We start from the raw sequence: 25,517 nt of genomic DNA on the forward strand, positions 1-25,517 counted from the left end.
GCTGCAGGAGCATGCCATGAGCCTTCCCGGGACTTCCGATACCGAGCGGGCGGATGAGCTCGACGCCACGCCGAGCGAGCGGGTCGTGCAGCATCTGGAACGGCTGATCCTGGAGGGCACCCTGACCCCGGGGCAGAGCCTGCCTTCCGAGCGTCAGCTCAAGGCCCGGCTCGGGGTTTCGCGGGAGTCGCTGCGCACGGGGCTGGAGCGGTTGCGCAACCGCGGGCTGGTGGAGACCCGCAGAGGGTGTGGCTCCTTTGTCACGCTGCTGGCGCCGCGCGAGGCGCCGGAGGGGCTGGATGCACTGATGGCGCGCTATCCGCGTACCCTCGAGGATCTGCTGGAAGTGCGCATGGTACTGGAGGGGGAGGCCGCCTGGCTGGCCGCCGAACGGGCCAGTGGTGCCGATCTGGTGCGCATCCGGCGCGCCTTCGAGGCGCTGCGTGACTACAGCGCCCGCTATGATGGTGACATCGCGCGGCTGGCCCGGCTCGATCACGGCTTTCATCACGCCATCACGCTGGCGGCGCACAACCCCGTGCTGACCCATACCCTGAGCGGGCTCAACAGCTGGCTGGAGCGTTCGGTGTTCGACACCCTGAGCCATCTCTACCACTACCCGGCGCCGCGCCAGCGGCTGGAGCGTCAGCACGCCCGCATCTTCCGGGCTCTCGAGGCGCGCCGTGCCGATACCGCCCGGCGCGCCGCCCGCGATCACCTGCGCGGCATCCGCACGGATCTTGCGCGCTGGATGCCGGACCGCCCGGGCGGGGAAGAGGGCCCGTAGGCGATCCGGGCGGCGGGCGCCTCAGCCGGTCAGCGGATCGCCGACCCCGAACAGGTAGAAGGCCAGCAGCGCTATGATGCCGGTAAAGAGCACATAGTAGAGCGTGGGCAGCAGGGTGCGCCGCATCACGCTGCCCTCGCGCCCCAGCAGGCCGACCGTGGCGGAAGCCGCCACCACGTTGTGGATGGCGATCATGTTGCCCGCCGCGGCGCCGACCGCCTGGAAGGCCACCATCAGCGCGCTGGAGAGGCCCAGCGCCCCGGCCACATCGAACTGGAACTGTGCCAGCATCAGGTTGGAGACGGTATTGGAGCCGGCGATGAAGGCCCCCAGCGCGCCTACCGCCGGCGCGAACAGCGGGTAGATGCCGCCCACCCCGTCGGCCACCAGACGCGCCATCGCCACCGGCATGGCGACCAGATCGGCCTGGTTGACGCCCGAGTTGATCAGGATGCGCACCATCGGGATGGTGAAGATCAGCACGAAGCCGGCGCCCAGGATGGTGCGGGTGGATTCGTGAAAGGCCGCCCGGACCTGCGCGCCGCTCATGCGGTGCAGGAAGATGGTGATCAGCACCACCAGCACCATGATGCCACCGGGCAGGTAGAGCGGTTCGATGCTGCCGGAAATGCCGGTTTCACCGAGGATGTTGTTCCAGCCCAGCGAGATGGAGGAGAGAAACGCCTTGAGCGGCGCGATCGCGCGGGACAGGACCAGCAGCAGGGCCAGCAGCACGTAGGGCAGCCAGCCCTCCAGCACGCTCAGCCGGCGCTGACCCTCGACCTCATCGAGCCGGATGTCGATGCCGCCGATCCACTCCTGCGGCCACTGGTCACGCGGGGCGAACTCCCAGCTGTGCTTCGGCATCAGAAAGCCGCGGCGGGCGGCCGGCACCACGATCGCCAGCCCCACCAGCGCGCCGATCATCGACGGCAGGGCCGGCCCCAGCAGGATGCCGGAGATCACGAAGGGCACGCAGAAGCAGACACCGGTGAACAGGGCGAAGGGGACCGCCTCGCGGGCGTCGCGCCAGCTGCGGTTGGGGCCGAAGAAGCGCACCATCATCAGCACCAGCAGCAGCGGCATGAACAGGCCCGCAAGCGCGTGGATGATCGAGACCTCGTTGACGATCAGGTCGTAGAAGCCCTCCCAGCCCGAGCCTGCCTGCGCGAGCCGCTCGGTAATGCGATCGAGATTGAGCCCGCCGGGCACGCCGACAATCAGCGGGGTGCCGACGGCGCCGAAGGAGACCGGCGTGGACTGCGCCATCAGCCCCAGCATGACAGCCGCCATGGCCGGAAAGCCGAGCGCCACCAGCAGCGGTGCCGCCACCGCGGCAGTCGTGCCGAAGCCCGAGGCGCCCTCGATGAAGCAGGCAAACAGCCAGGCCACGATCAGCGCCTGGATGCGCCGATCGGGGGTAATACCGGAGAAGCCGTTGCGGATGGCCAGGATGCCACCGGAGTGCTTGAGGGTGTTGAGCAGCAGAATGGCGCCGAACACGATCCAGAGGATCGAGATGGTCAGCGTCAGCCCCTGGATGCTGGAGGCGATCACGCGCACCAGCGTCATGTCCCAGACGAACAGGGCAATGATCACGGCCGTCAGGAAGACCACCGGCATGGCAATGCGGGCCGGCAGACGGAAGCCGATCAGCAGCACGGCGGCCACGATCAGGGGCAGAAAGGCAATCAGCGAAAGCAGCGTCTCACTCATGGCAGGGGATTCCCGGCAGACTCTTGCGAAGGACGAAGGCGCAGCAGGCCACGACTCCGTCGGCGACAGGCATCGCTGCCAGCCTGGATCACCCCGGAAGAGACTGAACAGATGGGCTCGACCAAGGTCGAGACGCTAGACCTTGGTGGCAATGAAGGGTAACCGGTTGATGTGATGGCTTTATCTTGCGTGCTTCGAAAGCGGGGCGGAATGTCAATAGGACCATCGGGAGTGCGATGGCGTGCCGATATCGCCCGGTGCCCTGTTCATCGTGGCGTAAATTTACGACCATAGTCTAAGATGCCGGTCTGCTCCGACCGTTCGGGCCGCAGGCCGGTAGCGCCTGTCGCCTCGTACCGGCAGGTGCACCCGATCCCGTGACCGTTACAACCCTTCGCCATTGCGCCGGCCGATGCGTCCGGGCGTAATGGCTATCGTCATTTCAACCTTCGTGCGAGGTTTCATGGTTCGTCACTCCCATCCCCTGCTGGTTCTGCTGGCCCTGGCCACCGGTGGTTTTGCAATCGGCACGACCGAGTTTGCCACCATGAGCCTGCTGCCGTTCATCCAGAGCGACATGAGCATCAGCCCCTCCACGGCCAGCCACATCATCAGTGCCTATGCGCTCGGCGTGGTGATCGGTGCGCCGGTCATCACGGTGCTGGCGGCGCGGATCGACCGCAAATGGCTGCTGCTGTCGCTGATGACCCTGTTTGCGCTCGGCAACGGCCTGAGCGCGCTGGCACCGGACTACGGCTGGCTGGTGCTGTTCCGCTTTCTGAGCGGTCTGCCGCATGGCGCCTACTTCGGGCTGGCGGCGCTGATGGCAGCCTCGGTGGTGGCCAGCGGCAAGCGCACCCGCGCGGTGGGCATGGTGATGCTGGGGCTGACGGTCGCCACCATTGTCGGTGTGCCATTGGCGACCTGGCTTGGCAATGTCGCCGGCTGGCGCTGGGGCTACTGGGTGGTGACCACGCTGGCGCTGCTGACGGTGATGCTGATCGCCCTGTTCGCGCCGAAGACCGGGGTGGCCAGCGAAAGCAGCGCCAAGGGTGAGCTGCGCGCGCTCGGCAACAGCGCCGTACTGCTGACGCTGGCGATCGGCGCCATCGGGTTCGGCGGCATGTTCGCGGTCTACACCTATCTGACCTCGACGCTGGATGAGGTCACGCACATGTCGCCGGAGCTCATGCCGCTGGTGCTGGCGGTCTTCGGCCTCGGCATGACGATCGGCAACGTGATCCTGCCGCGCTTTGCCGACCGCTCGCTGATGCCGACCGCCGGCGCGCTGCTGATCTGGAGCGCGGTGGTGCTGGGGATCTTCCCGCTGGTGGCCGACAACCCTTGGCTGGTTACCATCGACGTGTTCTGCATCGGCATCTGCGGTGCGCTCGGTACCATCCTGCAGACCCGGCTGATGGATGTCGCCGGCGAGGCCCAGAATCTGGCCGCGGCGCTCAACCATGTGGCCTTCAACATGGCCAACGCGCTCGGCCCGTGGCTGGCCGGGCTGTCACTGGCGATGGGCTTCGGCTACCGCTCGACCGGCGTGGTGGGCTGCCTGCTGGCACTGGCCGGGTTCGTGATCTGGATGCTGGCGCGCCGCCAGGAGAAGCGCATGCGGGCGGCGGCGCAGGCGTAGCGCTACGTCGGCCGGGAGCCTGCAGCAGGGCGCTCCCGGCCCGGCGATCACCTTACTTGCCGATACAGAAGCTGCCGAATATCTCGCCCAGCAGCTCATCGGCGGTGAACTCGCCGGTGATCTCGCCCAGCGCGTCCTGAGCGGCGCGCAGATCCTCGGCCAGGAGCTCGCCGGCACTGGCGCCGGCCAGCTGCTCGGCCCCATGGGTGAGCGCACGGGCGGCGCGGTCCAGTGCATCGAGGTGGCGGCGGCGGGCGGAGAAGCGCCCCTCGCCGGTGGCCTGATAGCCCATCACCGCCTTGAGATGCTCCTTCAGGTTATCCACACCCGCTCCGGTGGTGGCCGAGAGGCGGATTACCGGCGGGGTTGTGGATAAATCGGGTGTTGCGGGTTCGCCGCTCTCGTCGATCTTGTTGCGCACCAGGCTGAGCTTCGCGGGATCGGGCAGGCGTTCAACGAACTCGGGCCAGATCGCCATCGGGTCGGTGGCGTCGCTTTCGCGGCTGTCGACCAGCAGCAGTACCCGGTCGGCCTTTTCGATCTCCGTCCAGGCGCGGGCCACGCCGATCTTCTCCACCGCATCCGGGGTATCGCGCAGCCCGGCGGTGTCGATGATGTGCAGCGGCATGCCGTCGAGGTGGATGTGCTCGCGCAACACGTCGCGGGTGGTGCCGGCGATATCGGTGACGATCGCCGTTTCCTGCTCGGTCAGCGCATTGAGCAGGCTGGACTTGCCGGCGTTGGGCCGCCCGGCGATCACCACGTTCATCCCCTCGCGCATCAGCGCCCCCTGGGCGGCGCTGGCACGCACCTCGGCGAGCTGGCCCCGCACCGCCTCGAGCATCGCCGCCACCCGGCCGTCACCGAGAAAGTCGATCTCCTCCTCGGGAAAGTCGATCGCCGCCTCGACGTAGACCCGCAGCTCGATCAGGCGGTCGACCAGCCCGTGCACATGGCGCGAGAACTCGCCCTGCAGCGAGTGCATGGCGTTCTCGGCGGCGGCGCGGGAGCTGGCCTCGATCAGATCGGCGATCGCCTCGGCCTGGGCGAGATCGAGCCGATCGTTCATGAAGGCGCGCTCGGAGAACTCGCCGGGGCGGGCGAGTCGGGCGCCGAGGTTGACGGCACGCTCCAGCAGCCAGTCCATGATCACCGGGCCGCCGTGACCCTGCAGCTCCAGCACGTCCTCGCCGGTAAAGGAGTTCGGCCCGGGGAAGAAGAGCGCGATACCCTCGTCGAGCACCTGCCCCTGTTCGCCCAGAAAGGGGCCGTAGTGCGCGTAGCGCGGTTGTGGGTCGTACCCGAGCACGGCCCGGGCAATGGCGGGCGCCCGGGCGCCCGAAACGCGCACGATGCCGACCCCGCCGCGACCCGGCGGGGTGGCGAGTGCCGTGATGGTGTCCTGATCGAGCATGAGCTGTCCTGATAACGGTGGGGCGCGCCGAAGGGATTGTCCGCGCTGGCCCGCGGCGCTGCAAGGGCGCTGCCGGGCGCCTTGCGGGGTGCAGGCGTGAGCCGGCCCTGTGGTACGCGCCGCGCCTGCTATCCTGCCGGGACTGACAGGCATCTTGCACCATCGCAGGAGGGTTCATCATGAGTTCCGATCTTCATCAGGTGACCGCCGTGATTACCGGCGCCTCCAGTGGCATCGGCGCTGCCACGGCCGAAGCGCTGGCCGCCCGCGGGGCCACGGTGGTACTGCTGGCCCGGCGCGAGGGGCGGGTGAGCGAGCTGCAGGAGCGGATCAACGAGCGCGGGCAGGGCCGGGTGCTGGCGCACGGTCTGGACGTGACGGACAGCGCGGCCGTGACGGCGGTGTTCGAGCGGATTGCCCATGACACCGGCGGTATCGATATGCTGGTCAACTGTGCCGGTATCGGCAGCTGGGCGCCGGCGCTCGAGGCCGATCTGGCGGACTGGCACGCCATGGTCGAGACCAATGTCACGGGGGTGCTGACGACCACCCATGCCGCGTTGCCCCATCTGGCAGCGGCCGCCGACGGCAGACGCGGCATCGCCGATATCGTCACCATCAGCTCCGTGGGGGGCCGCAAGGTGACCGGTCCCAACAGTAACGTCTATGCGGCGACCAAGCATGCCGTCAACGCCTTCACGGAAGCGCTGCGTCAGGACTTCACCCGGCGCCACATCCGGGCCGGGCTGATCGAGCCGGGCATCGTGACCACCGAAATGACGACCAGCGGCGAACGCTATGCCCCGGATGCGCGCAATGCCTCCGAATACGGGGCACTGGCGCCGGAGGATGTGGCGGATGCGGTGGTCTACATGGTGAGCCGGCCCCGCCATGCGGCGATCAATGAGATCATGCTCAGGCCCACCGAGCAGACGGTCTAATATTATAATTGCAACTGCTGCACAAGCTACGTTGAGCATCATTGGATGCCATGATTCGAAAACAGGTGAGTCATGCATGGGCATATCGGGAACAGTCAGATCGGCGTGTTTCTCTGCTACGCCGACCTCATAGGTAGGCCTTCATCGAGCGGGAACTGTCCCTGCCCAAAGTCTGGACGCAGGATCGCGAGCGTTGCCGCCGGGCCGGCATTCCCGATGAGGTCGGCTTTGCCAGCGAGCCGGAGCTGGCCCGGCGGATGCTGGAGCGCGCCTTCGATCACAACATGCCTGTTGCCCGGGTGGCTGAGGACAGTTTATGGCGGCAACCGAGCTGGTTGCTCTTTTCCGGGCGCAAGCCCTGCCAGGAAGCAGAACCCGGTGGCTTGCCAATGGTCCAATGCGCAGGAGAATGACGACTATCTTCCGAGTCGCCATTGAGTGCCACGCTCATCGGCCTCCAGCACCGCCGCCACTAGAGTGCCTTCCCTGAGGGGAGGATTCATATTACGGCTGTATCCGGTCGCCAGCGTTGCTTCAGCCATGGTCTCAAGTTGTATTTGATCAAGCGAATCAATTTGCCCCATTTCTGCCAAGGTCATGGGCAAATTGACTGCTTCCATTAGGGACAATAGCTCGCTAATGACTGTCTCGGGCTGCTTTTCCACGAGTACTTCCACCAAGGTGCCGAAGGCTACAAGTTCTCCGTGAAGCATATCGGCCATGGCCGGAATAGCTGTCATCCCCCTTATTAGGGCATGGGCCAGTGACAAGCCACCGCTCTCAAAACCAATTCCGCTATTGAGTACTGTGGTTTCAATCACAGCTTCAACTGCAGGGGTCCATTGCTGACGGCACACCGAGGCGTATGCTTCTGGTGCATACTGCTTCAGACGTTCATAGACCGTATCCGTAAACAGCAGCGCTGTATCAGACGGCATGGTCCCAAAGGAGTTTCTGCCGTTGGCTGCCTGGCACTGTCTGGCCTCGAATCGTTTGCTCAGGGCATCTCCGATACCAGCTGCGAAGAGGCGCGGAGGTGCGTTTGCGATCAGTTCACTGTCGACCAGAATCGCTGCCGGGTTACGATTCAGGTAGTCCACATCCACTACTCTGTGTGCCTCATCGTACAGGACAATCAAGCGACTGGTGGGAGCATCACTGGAAGCGGTGGTGGGACAGACCACGATGGGCAGATCGAGCGCTCGGGCTGTGCCTTTGGCAGCGTCGATCGTTTTACCACCACCAAAGGCCACTATCGAATCGGCCCTATATCCAAGAGCACTGGCAGTCAGTTCCTCGATGACCGGGCGGGTACATTCGCCCGGAAAATCGATAAACTGCGGCGTGGCGCCTATTGCACTGAGCTGCCGGGCCGTATCGGGTCGGACTTTGTCTCTGACCGCCACGTCAGTCACCAGCAGCGGGGAGTGGTATTGCAGCTCTTCGAACAGACAACCGATTTCGTCGAGTGCTCCGGGGCCCTGGGTATATCGACCCGGGAACCCCATGGTTTTGACGGACATCGTTGCTCCCTGCTCAGTCATAATAGGCGGGTGCCTGACTGAATTCCGGCCAGCGATCCGGATCGTGCCCTGGCACCACGGTAGCACCTGTCTGTTCAGCCAGCATTCGCAACTTCCTGACTGAACGGGCCACTTCGATTGCCGAGGTCAGAAAGCCGGGGAGACACTGTTCATTCCAGTGCTCCATTGTATAAGCTGCGTCGATCGCCAACAGCATTGGCCCCGTATTGGGCAGATTGACCAGAAATGACTGATGGCCGGGGGAGTGGCCCGGAGTATAAAACATCTTGAGCACACCGTCCCCGAATAGATCGAAACCATCGGTGTGTTCGGCATCAAGTAGATACCAGTCAAGATCCGGCTGGTCGATATCCCGGCGGATATATCCCGGAGCGGCAAACCAGTCCGCAGTGAAGGCATACTCGTACTCCCTGCGCTGGACAATATGGGTGGCATTGGGGAAACGGCCCACCGCTCCGGTATGGTCCAGATGCAGGTGAGACTGCACCACGTAACGGATATCCTCGACCTTGAACCCATGGGCGCGTAGCTGGTTGACACACCCTTCCTCGCGCTCGATTAGCGGCCAGTATACGTCCGTGGCTTTACCCCAGTAGCCTATCGGATCATCGGCCGCTTCAACGGCAGTGCCTCCGTCAATGACCACATTGCCGCGTGGGTGCATAATCAAAAACCAGGGGATCGGCGTTATGAACTCGTAGTGACTGGCTCCTAGCTTGATGCTGACTTCACGCTGTCGCAATGAGCCAGCCTGGAACATATACAGTCGTATATCCGACATGTTGCCTCCCGTCTCGCATTTCAGTCGGGCTGCAGGCCGCTAATATCAGTCCGAAATCCATCAGTGTCCTGTGACAGGACGCCTGATCCTGTTTCAGGTCATCAGCAATCCGCCTGCCACATCACAGACCTGACCGGTTACAAAGCTGGCTTCCTCGGAACTGAGGTAAAGTACCAGATCGGCTACTTCCTCGGGCTGCCCAAGACGGCCAAGTGATGATTGATTGATCCAGCGCTGGTTCGCGCTTTGTCCGATGGCAGCCACCATGGGGGTTTCGATACGCCCCGGAGCGACTGCATTGACCCGTATGTCATGTTGACCCAGCTCCCCGGCCAAGTGGCGAGTGAAGCCGATCAGAGCTGCCTTGGTGGTGGCGTAGTGCACTCCAACGATATCCATGTAGGTACGACCGGCGACTGAACTCATATTGACAACTGTACCGCCGCCGTTTTGCTGCATGGTCGGTGACAGTGCGCGTACCGTATTGAAGCTGCCTGTCAGATTGACCCCAATGACCTGGTTCCACTCTTCGGGAGCCATCTGATCAACCGAATGCGCCCGCCCTTCGTGTTTGGGAGAAATCCCGGCATTGTTCACCAGCCCATCGAACGAAGCCCCCAACCGGGCCTGTAGCTGGTCGCGTGCCTCCTCGACAGCTGCATAATCCGCCACGTCCGCGGCTATCCCTGCAGCTGCTCCGCCCTGTTCGCGGATGGCATCGGTCACTGTCATCACATTGTCCCCGGATAGATCCACAAGGCCGACAGCCGCGCCGCGACGAGCAAATGCATGGGCTACGGCAGCACCGATTCCCTGCCCTGCCCCGGTCACCAGCACTGTGCGCCCTCGATGACTGGGACGCTGACTGAGCTCATTCATCGGATGAACTTCTCCGCATACGACGCCCCCAGTCCGATCTGCTCGTAGTGCCGGCGAACATTGTCCAGCTTGGTAAAGACATCTTCGTAATCGAGTGCTTTCCCATAGGGATCGACATAGGTGTAGCCGCCAGTGACATGAAACAGCGTGATCATCTCCTCAACGCCTTCGGGTACGACGAGAGTATGAGTCTCGCCTGGCGGCTCGAAGGCGTAGTCTCCCGGGGTAGCGATCCAGTCATGTTCGAGGTAATGCCATTTGCCCCGTAGCGTGAAGGTATGCACAGGGCCGGTATGGCGATGCCGAGAGAGTACGCCGGCAGCCCGCACCCGCAGGATGTTGACGTAGTAACCCTGGCTGACGCTCAGCACGAGCGGTTTGAACGAAACATCTTCGGACTGGGGGATCCATTCCCGTTCATCGACATCGAGTTCAAGAGCGTCGCCGATAAACAGGTCCTGCATCATGCCGTTGGGTTGCGGCAACTGAAAGGCCACCTTGCTGTTGTCGCGCTGCTGTTCGTCTGATGTCTGTTGGCTCATGGCTTGCTCTGTATCAGTGAAAAGACATGTAGAAATTAGTGCCACCAATCCGCTTGAACAAGACACCAACAGGCATGGCTGCTTTGCGTATTGTTCATAGTTGAAATGGGAGACAGCTATGGAACTGAGAGATCTCGAGATATTTGTGCGAGTAGCAGAGGAAGGCAATTTTTCCGCTGCTGCACGACGCCTGCGACTGAAGCCCTCTTCAGTCAGCAAGGCGGTTACACGGCTGGAAAGTCGGCAGGATTGCAGGCTCGTTCAACGCTCCTCACGAGCAACGCATTTGACTCTCGAGGGCAGGAATTTCCTGGAGGCTGCCTATCACGTCATTGACGCCATGCAGGAAGTGGATGCCACCGGGGCCAAGCAACCTTCGGGTGCTCTGCGGATACGCTCGGTACCTACCTTTGCTCGCTACCAGCTGGCACCGCTCATGCCAGCCTTTCGTCGTCGATACCCGCAGATAAGCATCGAATTTCAGCTCAGCAATGAGCGCACCGCCTGGCTTGGAGATGGTTCCGATGTCGCTATCGTCAGTGGTGACTTGCCCTCCTCCGATCTGATTGCCAGAAGGATTGCCAGTAGCCGCTGGATCATCTGCGCATCTCCTGGCTACTTGGCAGCAAGAGGCTGCCCCCGGGAACTTGAAGAACTATGCCAGCATGAATGTCTGAATTTTTCGATGCCTACCCAATGGAATAACTGGTGGCATGATGCTCATGAGCATCAGACTGCAACGCCATTTACCGCCAATCACGGCGACATGCTGCTGGCACTGGCCCGATCCGGTGCGGGCATTGTCAGGCTCGCGGAATATCATATCAGCGAGGATCTTGCCGCCGGCCGTCTGGTCCCCCTGTTCCCGAAGCAGCAGGACCAGAACGGGGAGCCCATCCATGCCCTCTACAAAGATCGGCGCTACCAGAGCGCGCGTATCAGGGCCTTTCTGGATTTCCTGACGGAGCATTTCAGTGATCCGCCCTGGCATCACGCTTACGAGCAAGTGCTATTGAATGACAAAAACCGCTGAACGACACCTTGCTGTGCCGGTTATCTCAGGCCTCGCGGTCGGCAGACACCGGCGGCATCACCCCCTGCCTTCTCGCCATCTCGCAGGCAGCCCCCGGCCAAGCCTACAGGATGGGCAGCAGCACCAGCGATACCGGAATAGCGGTGATTACGATGAACTGCTGCAGTACGCTGATCCGGCCGGCGCCCATGAACAAAAGGATCGCCGCCATCAGGGCCATGGCGATTCCCCAGAAAGCGAACGATCGGGCTGGGCGCATCGTGTCCGGCCCCGACCACGAAGATGGCATAGCTCATCGAATTGCCAGTGGTAGCCACGGAGATGCTAGTCAACAGCAGAATCGCCAGCGCCAGAAAGCCATTGAAGCGACTGAGCAGCTGAATGCCCCGTTCGATGCCGGTCACTGCCGAAGTGATTAGATGGCCCCCAACACCAGTAGAATCGCCAGCTGGTACCATAACCGGCCGACAGTCCGAACAGCCGATGGAGTCCGAAGCTCATCTGGGTCGCCAGAAAACCGATTGGTCCCACGGTACCGGGATGTAGCAACCGATACGAGCGTACAGGACGCGATCCACAGTGTCCTCGACCAGCTGCACAAATAGATCACGGAGCTGCTGCGGTCAGGGAATCATATCCATAACGACTCCGTCCTACGACACAGCGCGATCTGCTGCCCAGCATTCACGGAATCAGCGACAAAACGGCGACTTTATTGCTGGCTGAACTCGGCGATCCGCTAACGTTCACCGACGCGCGCGGGATCGTGGCCTTTGCTGGCCTGTATCCGAAGCTGTTCGATCCGGCGTTGGCTATGGCACGCTGATACGCAAGACGGTATCACCGGGAGATCACAGTCGGGTCCGGATCTTCTGACCAGTGCCTGCGCTCGCCAGTTTTTCAGGCAGGTCTGGGCAGATTGGAACTGATCAGACTTGTTATCAAACAACAGAAGGCCGGCAAATGCCGGCCTTGTCATCTTTCAGCGGTCAGGTGACCGGTTCAGCCGTTCAGTACGCCATCCACCAGCGCCTTGGCTTCCTGCTGCAGGCGCTGGAGATGATCCTCGCCCTCGAAGCTTTCGGCGTAGATCTTGTAGACATCCTCGGTGCCGGAGGGGCGGGCGGCGAACCAGCCGGCGGCGGTCTCCACCTTGAGCCCGCCGATGGCGGCGCCGTTGCCCGGGGCCTCGGTCAGCTTGCGGGTGATCGGATGGCCGGCGAGCGAGTCGGCGGTGACCTGTTCCGGTGACAGCGCCTTGAGTCGTGCCTTCTGCTCGCGCTCGGCCGGGGCATCCACGCGCGCATAGACCGGCGCGCCATACTGCTCGGTCAGCGCCCGGTAGTGCTCGCCCGGATCACGGCCGGTCACGGCGGTCATCTCGGCGGCCAGCAGGCCGGCGATGATGCCATCCTTGTCGGTCGACCAAGCACTGCCGTCCATTTTCAGGAAGGAGGCGCCGGCGGACTCCTCGCCCCCGAAACCGAGACTGCCGTCGATCAGGCCGTCGACGAACCACTTGAAACCCACCGGGACCTCGACCAGCGGCCGGCCCAGTCCCTCGGCGACGCGATCGATCATCGACGAGGAGACCAGCGTCTTGCCAATGCCGGTCCGTTCACTCCACTGCGGGCGGTGGGCGAACAGGTAGTTGATCGCCACCGCCAGGTAGTGATTGGGATTCATCAGGCCGCTGGAGCGGGCAATGATGCCGTGGCGATCGTGGTCGGTATCGCAGGCAAACACCACGTTGAAGCGGTCCTTGTGGGCGATCAGCCCCGCCATGGCGTGCGGCGAGGAGCAGTCCATGCGGATCCTGCCATCCCAGTCGAGCGGCATGAAGCGGAAGGTGGCATCGACGGTGGTGGAGAGCACCTCCAGCGGCAGGTTGTAGCGTTCGGCGATGCGCGGCCAGTAGTGCACCCCGGCGCCACCGAGCGGGTCGACCGCAAAGGTCATGCCGGAGTCGCGGATGGCGGCCATGTCGATGACCTGGTCGAGGCCGCCGATGTAGCTGTCGATGAAGTCGAAGCGCCGGGTCGTCGGCGCCTCGAGCGCCTCGGCGTAGCTGATCCGGCGGATGCCGCGCAGCTCGTCGCCCAGCAGGGCATTGGCACGCTGCTGGATCCACTGGGTGACCCCGGTGTCGGCCGGACCGCCGTTGGTGGGGTTGTACTTGAAGCCGCCATCGGTGGGCGGGTTGTGCGACGGCGTGATCACGATGCCGTCGGCCAGCCCGCTGGTGCGCCCCAGGTTGTGCTCGAGAATGGCATTGGAGAGCGCCGGGGTCGGCGTATAGCCGGGCTCGAACCCGGTCTCATCAACGCCGGCATCGATGCGGGTCTCGACCCCGTTGGCGGCCAGCACCTCGAGCGCCGAAACGAAGGCCGGCTCGGAGAGGGCGTGGGTATCCATGCCGATGAACAGCGGCCCGTCGACCCCCTGCTCGTGGCGGTAGTCGCAGATCGCCTGGGTGGTGGCCAGGATGTGCCACTCGTTGAAGCTCGTCTTCAGTGACGAACCGCGATGCCCCGAAGTGCCGAAGGCAACCTGCTGCGCGGGATCGGTCGCATCCGGCCGCTCGCTGTAGTAGCGCGACACCAGACGCGGCAGATTGGCGAGACTGTGCTCGTCGGGCAGGTGCCCTGCGTTGGGATCGATGCTCATCTTGCGTTCCTTTGATGAAGACATGACTTCGAACAGACCTGCCCCAATTCTAGCAGGTCGTGGCCCGATGCCGATGTGCCCGTGTGCCGATGATCCGGGTGGCGTGACCGGGCGTGACGCGCCGGGTCAGCACTGATCGAGCGCGATATCGAGCTGCGGCGCGGAGTGGGTCAGGGCGCCGATCGAGATCACGTCGACGCCGGTGGCGGCGACCTCGCGGATGCGCTCGGGATCGATCCCGCCGGAGGCGTTGATCAGACAGCGCCCGTCGATCATCGCGACCGCCCGGCGCATCTCGGTCAGTGACATGTTGTCCAGCAGGATGGCGTGGGGCGGGTCGGCAAGCGCCTGCTCCAGCTGCGCCAGGGTATCGACCTCGAGCTCGATCATGCGCAGGTGCCCCAGCATGGCGCGGGCCCGGGCCAGCGCCGGACGTACGCCGCCGGCGGCGGCCAGGTGGTTGTCCTTGATCAGAAAGGCGTCGTCGAGCCCCAGGCGATGGTTGGTGCCGCCGCCCAGGCGCACGGCGTGCTTCTCCAGCGCGCGCAGCCCCGGGGTGGTCTTGCGGGTACAGGCGATACGCACGCCGGTGCCCTCGAGGCGGTCGACCAGCCGGCGAGTGAGGGTGGCAATCCCGGAGAGCCGGGTCATGAAGTTGAGTGCGATGCGCTCGGCGGCCAGCAGCGAGCGGGTCGGGCCGGCCAGCGTGGCAAGCGTGGCGCCGGCAGCAACCCGGTCACCATCGTGACAGTGAAGACTCACTTCAACGGTCGGATCGACCTGCATCAGCACCCGCTGCAACACGTCCAGCCCGGCGATCACGCCCGCGCGCCGCGGTACCAGCGCCAGCCGGCCGTGATGCCCGGCCGGAATCAGTGCCTCCGAGGTAATGTCGCCCCCGCGCCCGAGATCCTCGCGCAGGGCGAGCGCGACCAGCGGATCGAGCAGGGCGGCGGGCAGCGCCAGCATCGCCTCGATGGCCTGGCGGGCGCGTGTGGCGATGGTGTCGTCGAGCTGCACTTCAGGTTCGCCCCGGGCGAGGGCGAGCAGGATGCCGTCCAGGGTGATGCGCTGCATGTGCGGGCAGAGCGTGCAGCCGCGCACGAAGTCGATCTGCGGATGGCGCGAGATCAGGTTGTCGCTCATCGAGCACTCGGTCAGCAGCAGCACCCGCTCGGGCCGGTGCTCGTCGACCCAGTGCTCCAGCGCGGTGGTGGAGCCGGCGAAATCGGCAGCGGCCAGCACACCGCTGGGACATTCCGGGTGAGCGAGTACTTGCACACCGGGATGGGCCCGGCGGATGGCGCCGACCTGGGCGGGCGTGAAGCGTTCATGTACCTCGCAGTGGCCCTGCCAGACCAGGATCGAGACGTGGGTGCGGGCCGCCACGTTGCGTGCCAGATGCTCGTCGGGAAGCATGATCACGCGCTCGCTGCCCCACTCGGCGGCAATCGCTTCCACCACCGCCAGGGCGTTGGAGGAGGTGCAGCAGATATCGCTTTCGGCCTTCACCTCGGCGCTGGTGTTGACGTAGGTGACGATCGGCACGGCCGGGTAGCGCCGTTTCAGCGCGCGCACCTGCGCACCGCTGATGGAGGCGGCCAGCGAGCAGCCGGCGCGGGTATCCGGGATCAGTACCCGGCGCTCGGGGCAGAGGATCTTCGTCGTCTCCGCCATGAAGTGCACCCCGGCCTGAACGATGGTATCGGCGGCGACGCGCTTCGCCTCCCGGGCCAGCGCCAGCGAATCGCCCCGGATGTCGCCGACCAGCGCATGGATCTCCGGCGGCATGTAGTTGTGGGCCAGCACCACTGCATGGTGCTCGTGCTTGAGTCGTTCGATGGCGGCCACGCGGCGGGCGATGGCCGGCCAGTCGCCGGCACTGACATGCTCCTCGACCCGGGCGTAGAGGGGGTCGGTGGCGCGGGCGGTCGGCCGGTCATACGCCGGCAGCAGGGCCTCGATGGTGGTATCGGACGGAGGGGGCAGGGTCATGAGGGGGGCTCCTGATGATAGGCTCACAATGAGCATTAGATTCAGGCTAGGCTTTCCGTCCCTTATGCGCAAGGTGAGCAAAAGTCGTGCGTGGCGGGCCGGTGCGATGGGCATTCAGCGTCGGATCAATGCCATGGCCTATAAAGAGGGCATAACCCGTCACTTTCGGGAGGCTTTCAATGCTGTCATCCATGACCCGGCGGCGCTTTCTGGCCGGTCTGGCCGCGGCCGGGCTGGCGAGCCGGCTGCCGCCGGCCCTCGCAAGCGCCGGTGATTCGCCGATCACCCGATCGATTCCATCCAGCGGTGAAGTACTGCCGGTGATCGGCATGGGGACCTGGCGAACCTTTAACGTGGGCACCGATCCCGGCCTGCTCGATCAGCGGGCCCGCGTTCTCGAGGTCTTTTTCGAACGCGGTGGCCGAGTGGTGGACTCCTCACCGATGTATGGCTCCTCCGAAGCCGTGATGGGACGGCTGCTGGCACGTCTGGGGCGGCGTGAGGCGCTCTTTGCCGCCAGCAAGGTATGGACCCGCGACGAGGATGAAACCCGCGAGTCCGTGCAGCGCTCCGCGGATCTCTGGGGGGTGGGGCGCTTCGACCTGATGCAGGTCCACAACCTGCTGGGCTGGGAGGGCCATCTGGAAACACTGAAGGCGATGAAGGCGGCGGGCGAGCTGCGCCATGTTGGCGTGACCACCTCGCACGGCCGGCGCCACGACGAGCTCGAGCGCATCATGGCGCGCGAACCGCTGGACTTCGTCCAGCTCACCTACAACCTGCTCGATCGTGACGCCGAAGCGAGGCTGCTGCCGCTGGCCCGCGAGCGCGGCATCGCGGTAATTGCCAATCGCCCCTTCCAGGGCGGGCGCCTGTTCGAGCGCTGTCAGCCCCATCCGCTGCCCGGATGGGCCGAAGACGCAGGAGTGTCCAGCTGGGCCGAGTTCTTCCTCAAGTTCATCGTCTCCCACCCGGCGTTGACCTGTGCCATCCCTGCCACGACCCGGGTTGAACACATGCAGGAGAACATGGGCGCCCTCCACGGCCGGCTGCCGGACGAGGCGCAGCGCCGGCGCATGGCGGATTACGTCGCGAGCCTGTAGGAGAAAGGCATGGACTACGCACTGCGCGACCTGCTGATGTTCACCCCGGAGGTCTATCTGCGGCTTTTCATCCGCGTCAACGAGACGCTGGGGCCCTGGCTTGCCGTGGTAATCGCCGGGCTGGCCGTGATGGGCGGGCTGCTGGTGCACCCTGCCACGGCGGCGCGCCGGCTGGCCTTCATGGTGATGGCGGCAGGCTGGGGGCTGAGCGCGGCGTTGTTCATGGCGCGCTTCTATGCGCCCATCAACTGGCCGGTCGGCTGGCTGGCCTGGGCTTTCGCGGGGCAGGCGCTGCTGCTGGTAATGACGGTACTGCGCACACCACCCGCCAGGGCCGGCGGGCTGCCGCTGACGGTAGCGCTGGCAGTGCTGTCGGTAATGTCGCTGACCACGGCGCTGGCGGCGGGCGAGTGGGCGGCGCTGGCGCTGCCGGGTGCGACCCCGGACATGACGGTGCTCACCACGATCCTGATGCTGGCGCTGCTGCCGCGTGGCTGGCGGTGGGGGCTACTGATCGTACCGCTGCTCTGGTGCCTGTTCAGCCTGCTGACCCACTGGGCGCTGGGCCTGTGGCGCCCCCTGGGGGTGCCGGCGGCAGGGCTGGTGCTCGGCCTGGCCATCGGCTGCTGGCCGCGGCGGCGAGAGTGAGTACCGCGCTCAGGGCTCGCTCTGCAACAGCGGTGTCTGGACGCCGGGGGCCATCGGCCGGCGCCACTGCTCCCGCCTGAAACGGTAGCGTTCGGCGGGGCGACCGCCGGTGGCGTGTTCGAGCTCGCCGGTGGCTTCCACCAGTTCGGTCCTGTCCAGCGCACGGCGGAAGTTCTGCTTGTGCAGGCGCAGGCCGATGATTGCTTCGATCACCTCCTGCAGCCGTGACAGCGTAAAGCGTTCCGGCAGCAGCTCGAAGATCACCGGGCGATAGCGCAGCTTGCCGCGCAGCCGATCGATGGCGGTGGCCATGATGCGCCGGTGATCCGAGGCCATGGCCAGGCCGGGCAGCGGGTTGGCAGGCAGCGGTGCGGCGCCGTGATCACGCTGCGCTTCGCGTACCAGCCCGGCCTCGTAGAGCAGCTCGAAGCGTTCCAGCGCCGCGCCATCGATCCAGCGGGCCGCCTCGAAGCCGAAGGCGAGCCGCGCGCGCTGCCAGCGTCCGCCACTGCGATCTTCCGCCGCCCAGCGGCGCAGGGCCGGTGCGATGTCGGCATCGATCAGCGCCGGCCGCCCGTGGCGGTGATCCTCCCACGGGAAGAAGTCGTACCAGCTGCGCCAGACCGCCTCGAAGGCCCCGGGATCGTGCTGCTGCGAGGTCAGGCCGAGATAGCCGACCGAGACATGGCGCACGCGCTCATCGGATTGCCCCTCGGGGGCATGGGTACGCCCGCGGTCGCCGAAGGTGTAGAGCTGCTCGACGTAGTCCGGCGCAAAGCCGGTCTGGCCGTTGACCCACTCGCGCAGCCCGAGCTCGAAGGTGCGGTGCGCCAGCGGGTCGAAGGGGCCGGCCGGCAGGCCGTGGCGGTCGGCGGCGCAGCGATCCCGGGTGACCAGCACGCGGGGCGTGTCGCTGTCGGCGGCAATGACCACGGCGGAGAGGCCGATGGCGATAGCAGTGCTGTCCGTCATGGTGTCTTCGGTCGAACCTGCGGTCTCAAAGGCGTCATTGTGCCATGACTCCCCAATGAAAGACCCCCGCCGGAGCGGGGGTCGGAAACACGCCATGGCCTCGGGGCTCAGCTCCCGCTGCCCTTCTCGCTGCCCCTGGCGTCCATGGTGCGTTCGATGCGCCGGGTCACGAAGTACTGCTGCGCGATCGACAGGCAGTTGTTGGTGATCCAGTACAGCACCAGCCCGGCCGGGAACCACAGGAAGAAGAAGGTGAAGATGATCGGCAGCATCTTCATGATCTTCGCCTGGGTGGGGTCCGGCGGTGTCGGGTTGAGCAGCTGCTGGGCAAACATCGACAGCCCCATGATGATCGGCAGGATGAAGTACGGGTCCTGCGCGGAGAGATCATGGATCCACAGGATGAAGGGCGCATGGCGCAGCTCCACCGACTCCATCAGCATCCAGTAGAGGGCGATGAAGACCGGCATCTGGATCACCATCGGCAGACAGCCGCCCAGCGGGTTGATCTTCTCCTGCTGGTAGAACTTCATCATCTCCTGCGACATCTTCTGGCGATCGTCGCCGTGCTGCTCCTTGATGCGCTTCATCTCGGGGCCGAGCTTGCGCATCCGCGCCATCGACTTGTAGGCCTTGGCCGAGAGCGGGAAGAGGGCAGCCTTGACCAGGCAGGTCAGCAGGATGATCGACCAGCCCCAGTTACCGATCAGGGCGTGGATGTGCTTGAGCAGCCAGAACAGCGGCGAGGCGAGGAACCACAGCCAGCCGAAGTCGACGGTGAGGTTGAGGTTGGGCGCCACTGCCTCGAGCCGCTCCTGCACCTTGGGCCCCATGTACAGGGTGGCGCTGAGCTCACCGCTGTTACCGGGCGCGATGTCACGAGTGGGCCCGGCAAAGGCCGCCACGTTGCGATCCCGGCTGTCGGTATCGGTGTAGTAGAGGTTCTGCTGATCGCCTCCCGGTACCCAGGCGGTGGTGAAGTAGTGCTGGATCATCGCTACCCAGCCGCCGCGGGCATCCTGGTTGGCGAAGTTGCCGTTTCTGATGTCGTCGAAGTCCACCTTCCGGTAGTGGTCCTCGGGCGTGGAGAACGCCGCACCCAGGTAGGAGTGCATGCCCACGCCGGCCCCGCTGGTGGGATCGGGACTGCCGTCACGCGCCAGCTGACCGATGAAGCGGGCCGACACCGGGCTCTGGCTGCCGTTGTCGAGCAGGTAGCTGACCTTCACGGCATAGCTGTTCCGGTCGAAGGTGAAGCGCTTGATGACATCGACACCGTTGATGCTGCCGTGCAGATCGACGGTGAGATTCTGCTGATCGTCGCCGAGGGTGTAGCTCTGGCGCTCGGCATTGAAGCGGATGCGACCGGCATGGTCACCCAGCTGCAGCCCGGAGCGGGCGATGTAGCTGCGCCGCTGGTCATCGGAGAGCAGCACGAAGGGCCGGTCGCCGTGCAGCTGCTGCTTGTGCTGCGGCAATGCGGCATAGACGATGTCGCCGCCGCGCGGATCGATCCGCACCTGGAGCACATCGGTGGCGACACTGATCAGCGAGCTGTTGTCCTGCTGACCGGCGCCGGAACCGCTGTCGGCCATGGCCTGGTCATCGGGCTGGCTGGCGCGCTCGGCGCTGCTGTCGGGGGCATCGAGGCCCTGCTCGGAAGGCGCGGCATCGCTGCTCTGCTCGGAGAAGGCCGGCGTGTCAGTGGGCTGCTGCTGACCGTGGTAGTCCTGGTTCCACTGGATCACCATCAGGTAGGCAAGCACAGCCAGCGGGATGATGAAGAAGAGTCGTTTCAGATCCATGAGGGATTGCCCGATGGGAAGATGTATCGGCTCGGTGACGGTGTCCGGACGGAACCGGAAGACGGCGCAACCGTGGCGTGATGCGGCCGGCAGGGGTACCCGGTAAAGGCGTGGGGCAGGGCGTCGGCCCGGCTGCCGAAGGGATGTGACGCTTGGATGGTAATGGCGTGATCTCCTCGAACCGGGCCCGGATTCACTCGGGTTTCACTCGGTCACGGCGATGCTGATCGCCGGGCGGCGACGAGTCGGTCTGTTTGCCGACTTCCCTGCTCAGCCGCCGCCACATGCCGTGCAGCTGGCGCGTGATGGTATCGTTATCGAGCGATGAGGCATCGCGTCGCGCCAGCACGACGATATCCACCGCCGGCAGCCAGTGCTGACGATGGCGGATGGATTCGCGGATCAATCGCTTGAGTCGGTTGCGATCAACGGCACGACGTGCATTCTTCCTGCTGATCACCAGGCCCACGCGTACATGGCCCTGCTGATTGGGGATGGCCAGTGCCAGAAACCCGCGTCCGTGAATCCGAAAGGCTGTCCGTTCGAAAACCTGCCGGTAATCCCCGCTGCTCAGCAACCGCATCCGGCGGGGAAACCCCTTGGGATTCATGGGGCTACCGCGATCAGGCGCTCAGGCGCTTGCGGCCCTTGGCACGACGACGGGCCAGGATCTGACGACCGGCCTTGGTGGCCATGCGGGCACGGAAACCGTGATTGCGCTTGCGCTTGATAACGCTGGGCTGAAATGTGCGTTTCATGGTGACATCTTCCGAATTGAAGCATGAGGAAATCGACTGGCCGCAGTGCTTGCCCTGACCATGGGCGCACGGGGGGCCGGGAGCGGCGATTCTAGAGAATTCGCGCCGGTGGTGCAATTTTTCTCTTGCCTGACCCCCGCTGACGACGCCATGGGGCAATCCATGTCGCGAAGTGCTGTGGATAAATCTCTGGACAAGCTGCGGGCAACCCGGTGACAGATCTCCGAGAGCCCGCTTGCAGAGCCGCTGACAGGGGGCGCCCAGGGTTGTCCACAGCTCGTTCGGGGCTTGGATCAGGTGTGGATAACCCGGCGGGGCAGCGCTACAATGCCTGCCCTCGCTCGCGTCGTTGTCGAGCGGCCATTTCCCGGATCACCACGGTGAGGCCACGTGTCGATCGCACTCTGGCAACAATGTCTCGAGTATCTGCAGGACGAACTCAGTTCGCAGCAGTTCAATACCTGGATTCGTCCGCTCCAGGCCGAGGACGGTGAGGAGGCCAACGAGCTGTCGCTGCTGGCCCCCAACCGTTTCGTGCGCGACTGGGTCAGTGACAAGTATCTCAAGCGCATCAACGAGCTGATGCGCGAACTCTCCAGCGGCGGCAAGCCGCCCCGGGTATCACTGGGCATCGGCAGTCGCCGGACCGTCTCCAATCCGCGCATGGCGCCCGCCTCGAAGGAGCGCAGCGCTCCGGCAGAGGCGCCGGCCCCGGCGCCGCCGGCTGCCCCGACCGCGCCGCGCGGCGACTACCGCGACGAGCGTGAGCTGGACTCCGCCGCCACGCCCCGGCGCAGCAGCAGTGCCGGCAACAGCGGCAGCGGTGGCAGCGGCGAACGCCAGGTGCAGGTCGAGGGCAGCCTCAAGCACCAGAGCGGACTCAATCCCAACTTCACCTTCGATACCTTTGTCGAGGGCAAGTCCAACCAGCTGGCCCGGGCGGCTTCCCGCCAGGTGGCGGAGAACCCCGGGGGCGCCTACAACCCGCTGTTTCTCTACGGCGGCGTGGGGCTGGGCAAGACCCACCTGATGCACGCCGTCGGCAATCAGCTGGCCGGCCTGCGCGACAACGCGCGGGTGGTCTATCTGCACTCCGAGCGCTTCGTCGCCGACATGGTCAAGGCGCTGCAGCTCAATGCCATCAACGATTTCAAGCGCTTCTATCGCAGTGTCGATGCGCTGCTGATCGATGACATCCAGTTCTTTGCCGGCAAGGAGCGCTCCCAGGAGGAGTTCTTTCATACCTTCAATGCGCTGCTGGAAGGCGGGCAGCAGATGATCCTGACCTCCGATCGCTACCCCAAGGAGATCAGCGGCGTCGAGGAGCGCCTGAAGTCGCGCTTCGGCTGGGGGCTGACGGTCGCCATCGAACCGCCGGAGCTGGAGACGCGGGTGGCGATCCTGATGAAGAAGGCCGAGCAGTCGAAGGTCGAGCTGCCACATGATGCCGCCTTCTTCATTGCCCAGAAGATCCGCTCCAACGTGCGTGAGCTGGAAGGGGCGCTCAAGAAGGTGATCGCCGACTCGCACTTCATGGGCCAGCCGATCAACCAGGACTTCATCCGCGAATCGCTCAAGGATCTGCTGGCGCTGCAGGACAAGCAGGTCGGCGTGGACAACATCCAGCGCACCGTGGCCGAGTACTACAAGATCAAGGTGGCCGATCTGCACTCCAAGCGCCGCTCGCGCTCGGTCGCCCGGCCGCGCCAGATCGCCATGTCGCTGGCCAAGGAGCTGACCAATCACAGCCTGCCGGAGATCGGCGATGCCTTCGGCGGCCGCGATCATACCACGGTACTGCACGCCTGCCGTAAGGTGGGCGAGCTGCAGGAAGAGAACGCCGATATTCGCGAGGACTACAAGAATCTGATGCGGCTGCTGACCAGCTGAGCCGATCGGGCCGGCGCCGGGATTGTGCGGCGCCACCGTAGTCACGACAATGAACCGAAGACGTGCCCGAAAGAGTGGAGCCCATGAAACTTGCCATCACGCGTGAAGCCCTGCTGCGCCCGCTGTCCCTGGCGGCGGGCGTGGTCGAGCGCCGTCAGACCCTGCCGGTGCTCTCCAATGTGCTGCTCGAGGTCAGCGGCAACGAGCTGTCGCTGACCGGTACCGACCTCGAGGTCGAGCTGATCGGGCGCGTCGAGCCGTCCAGCGTCGAGGAAGAGGGCTCGGCCACGGTGCCGGCGCGCAAGCTGATGGATATCTGCAAGTCGCTGCCGGAGCAGTCCGAGATCACCCTGTCGGTCGAGGAGGGGCGGGCGCTGCTGCGCTCGGGGCGTTCGCGCTTCACGCTGTCGACCCTGCCGGCCGCCGAGTTCCCCAACATCGAGGAGAGCGAACAGCGCAGCGAGCTGACGCTCAACCGCGGCACGCTCAAGCATCTGATCGATTCGACCTCCTTTGCGATGGCGCAGCAGGATGTGCGCTACTACCTCAACGGCATGCTGATCGAGCTGCGCGACGGGCTGGTGCGCACGGTCGCGACCGACGGCCACCGGCTGGCGGTCTGCGAGCGCGAGGTCGAGCTTGAAATGAGCGAGCCGCAGCGGCTGATCCTGCCCCGCAAGGGGGTGGTCGAGCTGTCGCGGCTGCTCGATGACAGCGAGGAGCCGATGACCCTCACGCTGGGCACCAATCACCTGCGGGCCCGCACCGGCGCCTTTACCTTCACCTCCAAGCTGGTGGACGGCAAGTTCCCGGATTACGACCGGGTGATCCCCCGTGGCGGCGACAAGCTGGTAATTGCCGAGCGCAGCGAGCTGCGGCAGGTGCTGTCGCGGACCGCCATCCTCTCCAACGAGAAGTACCGCGGCGTGCGCCTCAACCTCGAGGCCGGCAACCTGCGCGTGCTGGCCAACAACCCCGAGCAGGAGGAGGCCGAGGAGAACGTCGGCGTCGACTACGAGGGTGCGGGGCTGGAGATCGGCTTCAACGTCGGCTATCTGGTCGATGTGCTCAACGTACTGACCACCGAGCAGGTGCAGATCACCCTGTCGGATGCCTCGAGCAGTGCCCTGCTGGAAGCCCCCGGTGGCGGTGATGCGCGCTACGTGGTCATGCCGATGCGGCTGTGAGCCGATTGCTGCCGTCTCCCGGCCCCCGGCCGGGGGCGGCTGCCCACCGCCTGCTGCCGTGCCACCGGCGCAGGCCCTGAGCCTGCCCTGCGGAGTTGCATGTCGCTCGAACGTCTTCAGCTGGTCAATCTGCGCAACCTCGGACGCCTCGACATGGCGCCCGGCGCCGGCATCAACCTGATCAACGGGGCCAACGGCAGTGGCAAGACCAGTCTGCTGGAAGGCATCCATATCCTCGGTCTGGGTCGCTCGTTCCGCACCCGCCAGCTCAGGCATGCCATCGCGCACGACCAGCCGGGGCTGACCACCTTCGGCCGGCTGGCGGGCAACCCGCCGGTGCCGCTGGGCGTGGAGCGCCGCCGCGATGCCGATGGGCTGACCATGCGGCTGGCGGGCGAGCGGGTCGAACGGATCGCCGAACTGGCCCGGCACCTGCCGCTGCAGCTGATCAACCCCGATGCCTTCCGCCTGATCGAGGGCTCGCCGGGCGCCCGGCGCGAGTTTCTCGACTGGGGCGTGTTTCACATGAAACACGATTTCTTCGATGTCTGGCGCCGCGCCAGACGGGCGCTGAAACATCGGAATGCCCTGCTCAGACATGATAGAATCGACGATCGGACACTGGCGCTCTGGAGTCACGAACTGGCGCGCTGGAGCGACACGCTCGATGCCATGCGCAGCGACTACATGGCGCGGTTTGTCCCCGTCTTCGAGGCCACGCTGGCGGAGCTGATCGAGATTCCGGAGCTGACGCTGCGCTATCAGCGCGGCTGGGATCGCGAGCGCTCGCTGGCCACGCTGCTCGAGGAGAGCGTGGCCACCGATCGCCAGATGAAGTTCACCCAGCAGGGCCCGCAGCGGGCCGATCTGCGTCTGCGGGTCGGTCGTCATCCCGGGGTCGAGGTGCTTTCGCGGGGGCAGCAGAAACTGGTGGTCAGCGCCATGAAGCTGGCCCAGGGGCGGCTGCTGGAGCAGCAGGACGAGCAGCGCTGCATCTATCTGATCGACGATCTCGCCGCCGAGCTGGATGACCGGCACCGCCGGGGGTTCTGTCGACTGCTCGAACAAATGAACTGTCAGACCTTTCTGACCAGCATCGATCCGGATGCCCTCGAGGGCTACTGGCACGCCGATACGCCAATCGAAAGGTTTCATGTGAAACAGGGACGGCTGGAGCACGCCGAAGGCGCCCGGCCAACCTGACGACCAGGGG

At 65.0% G+C, this 25,517-nt stretch carries 23 protein-coding genes and 1 pseudogene; 11 read left to right on the forward strand and 13 right to left on the reverse strand.

Features of this window, described 5'->3' with window-relative positions:
- Positions 1 to 16 precede the first annotated feature (16 nt).
- On the forward strand, positions 17 to 787 hold the full coding sequence (locus C7446_RS00455; protein ID WP_121170225.1) for an FCD domain-containing protein: 771 nt from the start codon (positions 17 to 19) through the stop codon (positions 785 to 787).
- A gap of 21 nt (positions 788 to 808) precedes the next feature.
- Here the strand turns inward: C7446_RS00455 and C7446_RS00460 are convergent, their stop codons facing one another.
- A complete protein-coding gene (locus C7446_RS00460) occupies positions 809 to 2,503 on the reverse strand; it encodes an L-lactate permease (RefSeq protein ID WP_121170227.1) in 1,695 nt (564 codons plus the stop codon).
- 463 nt (positions 2,504 to 2,966) lie between these two features.
- Between C7446_RS00460 and C7446_RS00465 the strand changes: the two genes are divergently transcribed.
- Positions 2,967 to 4,145, forward strand: coding sequence for an MFS transporter (locus C7446_RS00465; protein WP_121170978.1), 1,179 nt, complete (start codon positions 2,967 to 2,969; stop codon positions 4,143 to 4,145).
- 52 nt (positions 4,146 to 4,197) lie between these two features.
- Here C7446_RS00465 and mnmE read toward each other — a convergent pair whose 3' ends face one another.
- A complete protein-coding gene (mnmE, locus tag C7446_RS00470) occupies positions 4,198 to 5,559 on the reverse strand; it encodes a tRNA uridine-5-carboxymethylaminomethyl(34) synthesis GTPase MnmE (protein WP_121170229.1) in 1,362 nt (453 codons plus the stop codon).
- 179 nt (positions 5,560 to 5,738) lie between these two features.
- On the opposite strand from mnmE, the gene C7446_RS00475 reads away from it, so the two are divergent.
- Positions 5,739 to 6,500 carry an SDR family oxidoreductase gene (locus C7446_RS00475; protein ID WP_121170231.1) on the forward strand — a complete coding sequence of 254 codons (762 nt, stop codon included), beginning with the start codon at positions 5,739 to 5,741 and terminating at the stop codon, positions 6,498 to 6,500.
- Between the two features lie 155 nt (positions 6,501 to 6,655).
- Entirely contained in the window at positions 6,656 to 6,913 is a 258-nt protein-coding gene (locus C7446_RS16855) for a transposase (RefSeq protein WP_425454098.1), read from the forward strand.
- Positions 6,914 to 6,916: 3 nt separating this feature from the next.
- On the opposite strand, the gene C7446_RS00485 is transcribed toward C7446_RS16855, so the two are convergent.
- The 4 genes from C7446_RS00485 to C7446_RS00500 form a co-directional block, all read right to left on the reverse strand.
- Positions 6,917 to 8,023 (reverse strand): glycerol dehydrogenase, encoded by a 1,107-nt coding sequence (locus C7446_RS00485; protein ID WP_121170235.1) that lies wholly within the window; start codon positions 8,021 to 8,023, stop codon positions 6,917 to 6,919.
- 13 nt (positions 8,024 to 8,036) lie between these two features.
- The gene (gene attM / locus C7446_RS00490) at positions 8,037 to 8,825 is read right to left on the reverse strand and encodes an AttM family quorum-quenching N-acyl homoserine lactonase (protein WP_121170237.1); all 789 of its coding nucleotides are present in this window, start codon (positions 8,823 to 8,825) and stop codon (positions 8,037 to 8,039) included.
- 93 nt (positions 8,826 to 8,918) lie between these two features.
- The gene (locus C7446_RS00495) at positions 8,919 to 9,704 is read right to left on the reverse strand and encodes an SDR family oxidoreductase (RefSeq protein WP_121170239.1); all 786 of its coding nucleotides are present in this window, start codon (positions 9,702 to 9,704) and stop codon (positions 8,919 to 8,921) included.
- A complete protein-coding gene (locus tag C7446_RS00500) occupies positions 9,701 to 10,246 on the reverse strand; it encodes a 2,4'-dihydroxyacetophenone dioxygenase family protein (RefSeq protein WP_211327813.1) in 546 nt (181 codons plus the stop codon). Before C7446_RS00500 ends, C7446_RS00495 begins: the two co-directional genes overlap by 4 nt.
- Before the next feature lie 118 nt (positions 10,247 to 10,364).
- On the opposite strand from C7446_RS00500, the gene C7446_RS00505 reads away from it, so the two are divergent.
- Positions 10,365 to 11,279 carry a LysR family transcriptional regulator gene (locus C7446_RS00505; RefSeq protein WP_121170241.1) on the forward strand — a complete coding sequence of 305 codons (915 nt, stop codon included), beginning with the start codon at positions 10,365 to 10,367 and terminating at the stop codon, positions 11,277 to 11,279.
- 103 nt (positions 11,280 to 11,382) lie between these two features.
- Here C7446_RS00505 and C7446_RS16860 read toward each other — a convergent pair.
- A pseudogene (locus C7446_RS16860) lies at positions 11,383 to 11,635 on the reverse strand (BCCT family transporter); the annotation flags it as partial.
- A 317-nt stretch (positions 11,636 to 11,952) separates the two neighbouring features.
- On the opposite strand from C7446_RS16860, the gene C7446_RS00515 reads away from it, so the two are divergent.
- A complete protein-coding gene (locus C7446_RS00515; protein WP_281272322.1) occupies positions 11,953 to 12,105 on the forward strand; it encodes a transposase in 153 nt (50 codons plus the stop codon).
- Between the two features lie 176 nt (positions 12,106 to 12,281).
- On the opposite strand, the gene pgm is transcribed toward C7446_RS00515, so the two are convergent.
- Complete coding sequence (gene pgm / locus C7446_RS00520) at positions 12,282 to 13,946, reverse strand: phosphoglucomutase (alpha-D-glucose-1,6-bisphosphate-dependent) (protein ID WP_121170245.1); 1,665 nt, start codon at positions 13,944 to 13,946, stop codon at positions 12,282 to 12,284.
- Between the two features lie 126 nt (positions 13,947 to 14,072).
- Positions 14,073 to 15,941 (reverse strand): quinolinate synthase NadA, encoded by a 1,869-nt coding sequence (nadA, locus tag C7446_RS00525; RefSeq protein WP_121170247.1) that lies wholly within the window; start codon positions 15,939 to 15,941, stop codon positions 14,073 to 14,075.
- 179 nt (positions 15,942 to 16,120) lie between these two features.
- Between nadA and C7446_RS00530 the strand changes: the two genes are divergently transcribed.
- Together C7446_RS00530 and C7446_RS00535 are read left to right on the forward strand one after the other, a co-directional pair.
- The gene (locus C7446_RS00530; RefSeq protein ID WP_121170249.1) at positions 16,121 to 17,044 is read left to right on the forward strand and encodes an aldo/keto reductase; all 924 of its coding nucleotides are present in this window, start codon (positions 16,121 to 16,123) and stop codon (positions 17,042 to 17,044) included.
- Between the two features lie 9 nt (positions 17,045 to 17,053).
- Complete coding sequence (locus C7446_RS00535; protein WP_121170251.1) at positions 17,054 to 17,692, forward strand: hypothetical protein; 639 nt, start codon at positions 17,054 to 17,056, stop codon at positions 17,690 to 17,692.
- A 9-nt stretch (positions 17,693 to 17,701) separates the two neighbouring features.
- On the opposite strand, the gene C7446_RS00540 is transcribed toward C7446_RS00535, so the two are convergent.
- From C7446_RS00540 to rpmH, 4 genes are all read right to left on the reverse strand, one after another.
- Positions 17,702 to 18,664 (reverse strand): NUDIX hydrolase, encoded by a 963-nt coding sequence (locus C7446_RS00540; protein ID WP_121170253.1) that lies wholly within the window; start codon positions 18,662 to 18,664, stop codon positions 17,702 to 17,704.
- 107 nt (positions 18,665 to 18,771) lie between these two features.
- On the reverse strand, positions 18,772 to 20,469 hold the full coding sequence (gene yidC / locus C7446_RS00545) for a membrane protein insertase YidC (protein WP_121170255.1): 1,698 nt from the start codon (positions 20,467 to 20,469) through the stop codon (positions 18,772 to 18,774).
- Between the two features lie 193 nt (positions 20,470 to 20,662).
- Positions 20,663 to 21,079, reverse strand: coding sequence for a ribonuclease P protein component (rnpA, locus tag C7446_RS00550; protein WP_121170257.1), 417 nt, complete (start codon positions 21,077 to 21,079; stop codon positions 20,663 to 20,665).
- Between the two features lie 13 nt (positions 21,080 to 21,092).
- Entirely contained in the window at positions 21,093 to 21,227 is a 135-nt protein-coding gene (rpmH, locus tag C7446_RS00555) for a 50S ribosomal protein L34 (protein ID WP_070980262.1), read from the reverse strand.
- Positions 21,228 to 21,617: 390 nt separating this feature from the next.
- Here rpmH and dnaA point away from each other — a divergent pair, with 390 nt between their 5' ends.
- The 3 genes from dnaA (at position 21,618) to recF (ending at position 25,507) form a co-directional block, all read left to right on the forward strand.
- The gene (gene dnaA / locus C7446_RS00560) at positions 21,618 to 23,117 is read left to right on the forward strand and encodes a chromosomal replication initiator protein DnaA (RefSeq protein WP_121170259.1); all 1,500 of its coding nucleotides are present in this window, start codon (positions 21,618 to 21,620) and stop codon (positions 23,115 to 23,117) included.
- Between the two features lie 83 nt (positions 23,118 to 23,200).
- The gene (dnaN, locus tag C7446_RS00565) at positions 23,201 to 24,304 is read left to right on the forward strand and encodes a DNA polymerase III subunit beta (RefSeq protein ID WP_121170261.1); all 1,104 of its coding nucleotides are present in this window, start codon (positions 23,201 to 23,203) and stop codon (positions 24,302 to 24,304) included.
- Between the two features lie 99 nt (positions 24,305 to 24,403).
- Complete coding sequence (recF, locus tag C7446_RS00570; protein WP_121170263.1) at positions 24,404 to 25,507, forward strand: DNA replication/repair protein RecF; 1,104 nt, start codon at positions 24,404 to 24,406, stop codon at positions 25,505 to 25,507.
- Positions 25,508 to 25,517 lie beyond the last annotated feature (10 nt).

Source organism: Kushneria sinocarnis (assembly GCF_003633775.1).
GTDB classification, from domain to species: domain Bacteria; phylum Pseudomonadota; class Gammaproteobacteria; order Pseudomonadales; family Halomonadaceae; genus Kushneria; species Kushneria sinocarnis.

Coding starts and splice junctions, on each gene's coding strand:
- C7446_RS00540 (WP_121170253.1), bottom strand. CDS start 18,664: ATGACGGACAGCACTGCTATCGCCATCGGCCTCTCCGCCGTGGTCATT.
- C7446_RS00475 (WP_121170231.1), top strand. CDS start 5,739: ATGAGTTCCGATCTTCATCAGGTGACCGCCGTGATTACCGGCGCCTCC.
- C7446_RS00455 (WP_121170225.1), top strand. CDS start 17: ATGAGCCTTCCCGGGACTTCCGATACCGAGCGGGCGGATGAGCTCGAC.
- C7446_RS00465 (WP_121170978.1), top strand. CDS start 2,967: ATGGTTCGTCACTCCCATCCCCTGCTGGTTCTGCTGGCCCTGGCCACC.
- mnmE (WP_121170229.1), bottom strand. CDS start 5,559: ATGCTCGATCAGGACACCATCACGGCACTCGCCACCCCGCCGGGTCGC.
- rnpA (WP_121170257.1), bottom strand. CDS start 21,079: ATGAATCCCAAGGGGTTTCCCCGCCGGATGCGGTTGCTGAGCAGCGGG.
- recF (WP_121170263.1), top strand. CDS start 24,404: ATGTCGCTCGAACGTCTTCAGCTGGTCAATCTGCGCAACCTCGGACGC.
- pgm (WP_121170245.1), bottom strand. CDS start 13,946: ATGAGCATCGATCCCAACGCAGGGCACCTGCCCGACGAGCACAGTCTC.
- rpmH (WP_070980262.1), bottom strand. CDS start 21,227: ATGAAACGCACATTTCAGCCCAGCGTTATCAAGCGCAAGCGCAATCAC.
- nadA (WP_121170247.1), bottom strand. CDS start 15,941: ATGACCCTGCCCCCTCCGTCCGATACCACCATCGAGGCCCTGCTGCCG.
- dnaN (WP_121170261.1), top strand. CDS start 23,201: ATGAAACTTGCCATCACGCGTGAAGCCCTGCTGCGCCCGCTGTCCCTG.
- yidC (WP_121170255.1), bottom strand. CDS start 20,469: ATGGATCTGAAACGACTCTTCTTCATCATCCCGCTGGCTGTGCTTGCC.
- C7446_RS00495 (WP_121170239.1), bottom strand. CDS start 9,704: ATGAATGAGCTCAGTCAGCGTCCCAGTCATCGAGGGCGCACAGTGCTG.
- C7446_RS00530 (WP_121170249.1), top strand. CDS start 16,121: ATGCTGTCATCCATGACCCGGCGGCGCTTTCTGGCCGGTCTGGCCGCG.
- C7446_RS00500 (WP_211327813.1), bottom strand. CDS start 10,246: ATGAGCCAACAGACATCAGACGAACAGCAGCGCGACAACAGCAAGGTG.
- C7446_RS00535 (WP_121170251.1), top strand. CDS start 17,054: ATGGACTACGCACTGCGCGACCTGCTGATGTTCACCCCGGAGGTCTAT.
- C7446_RS00485 (WP_121170235.1), bottom strand. CDS start 8,023: ATGTCCGTCAAAACCATGGGGTTCCCGGGTCGATATACCCAGGGCCCC.
- C7446_RS00460 (WP_121170227.1), bottom strand. CDS start 2,503: ATGAGTGAGACGCTGCTTTCGCTGATTGCCTTTCTGCCCCTGATCGTG.
- C7446_RS00505 (WP_121170241.1), top strand. CDS start 10,365: ATGGAACTGAGAGATCTCGAGATATTTGTGCGAGTAGCAGAGGAAGGC.
- attM (WP_121170237.1), bottom strand. CDS start 8,825: ATGTCGGATATACGACTGTATATGTTCCAGGCTGGCTCATTGCGACAG.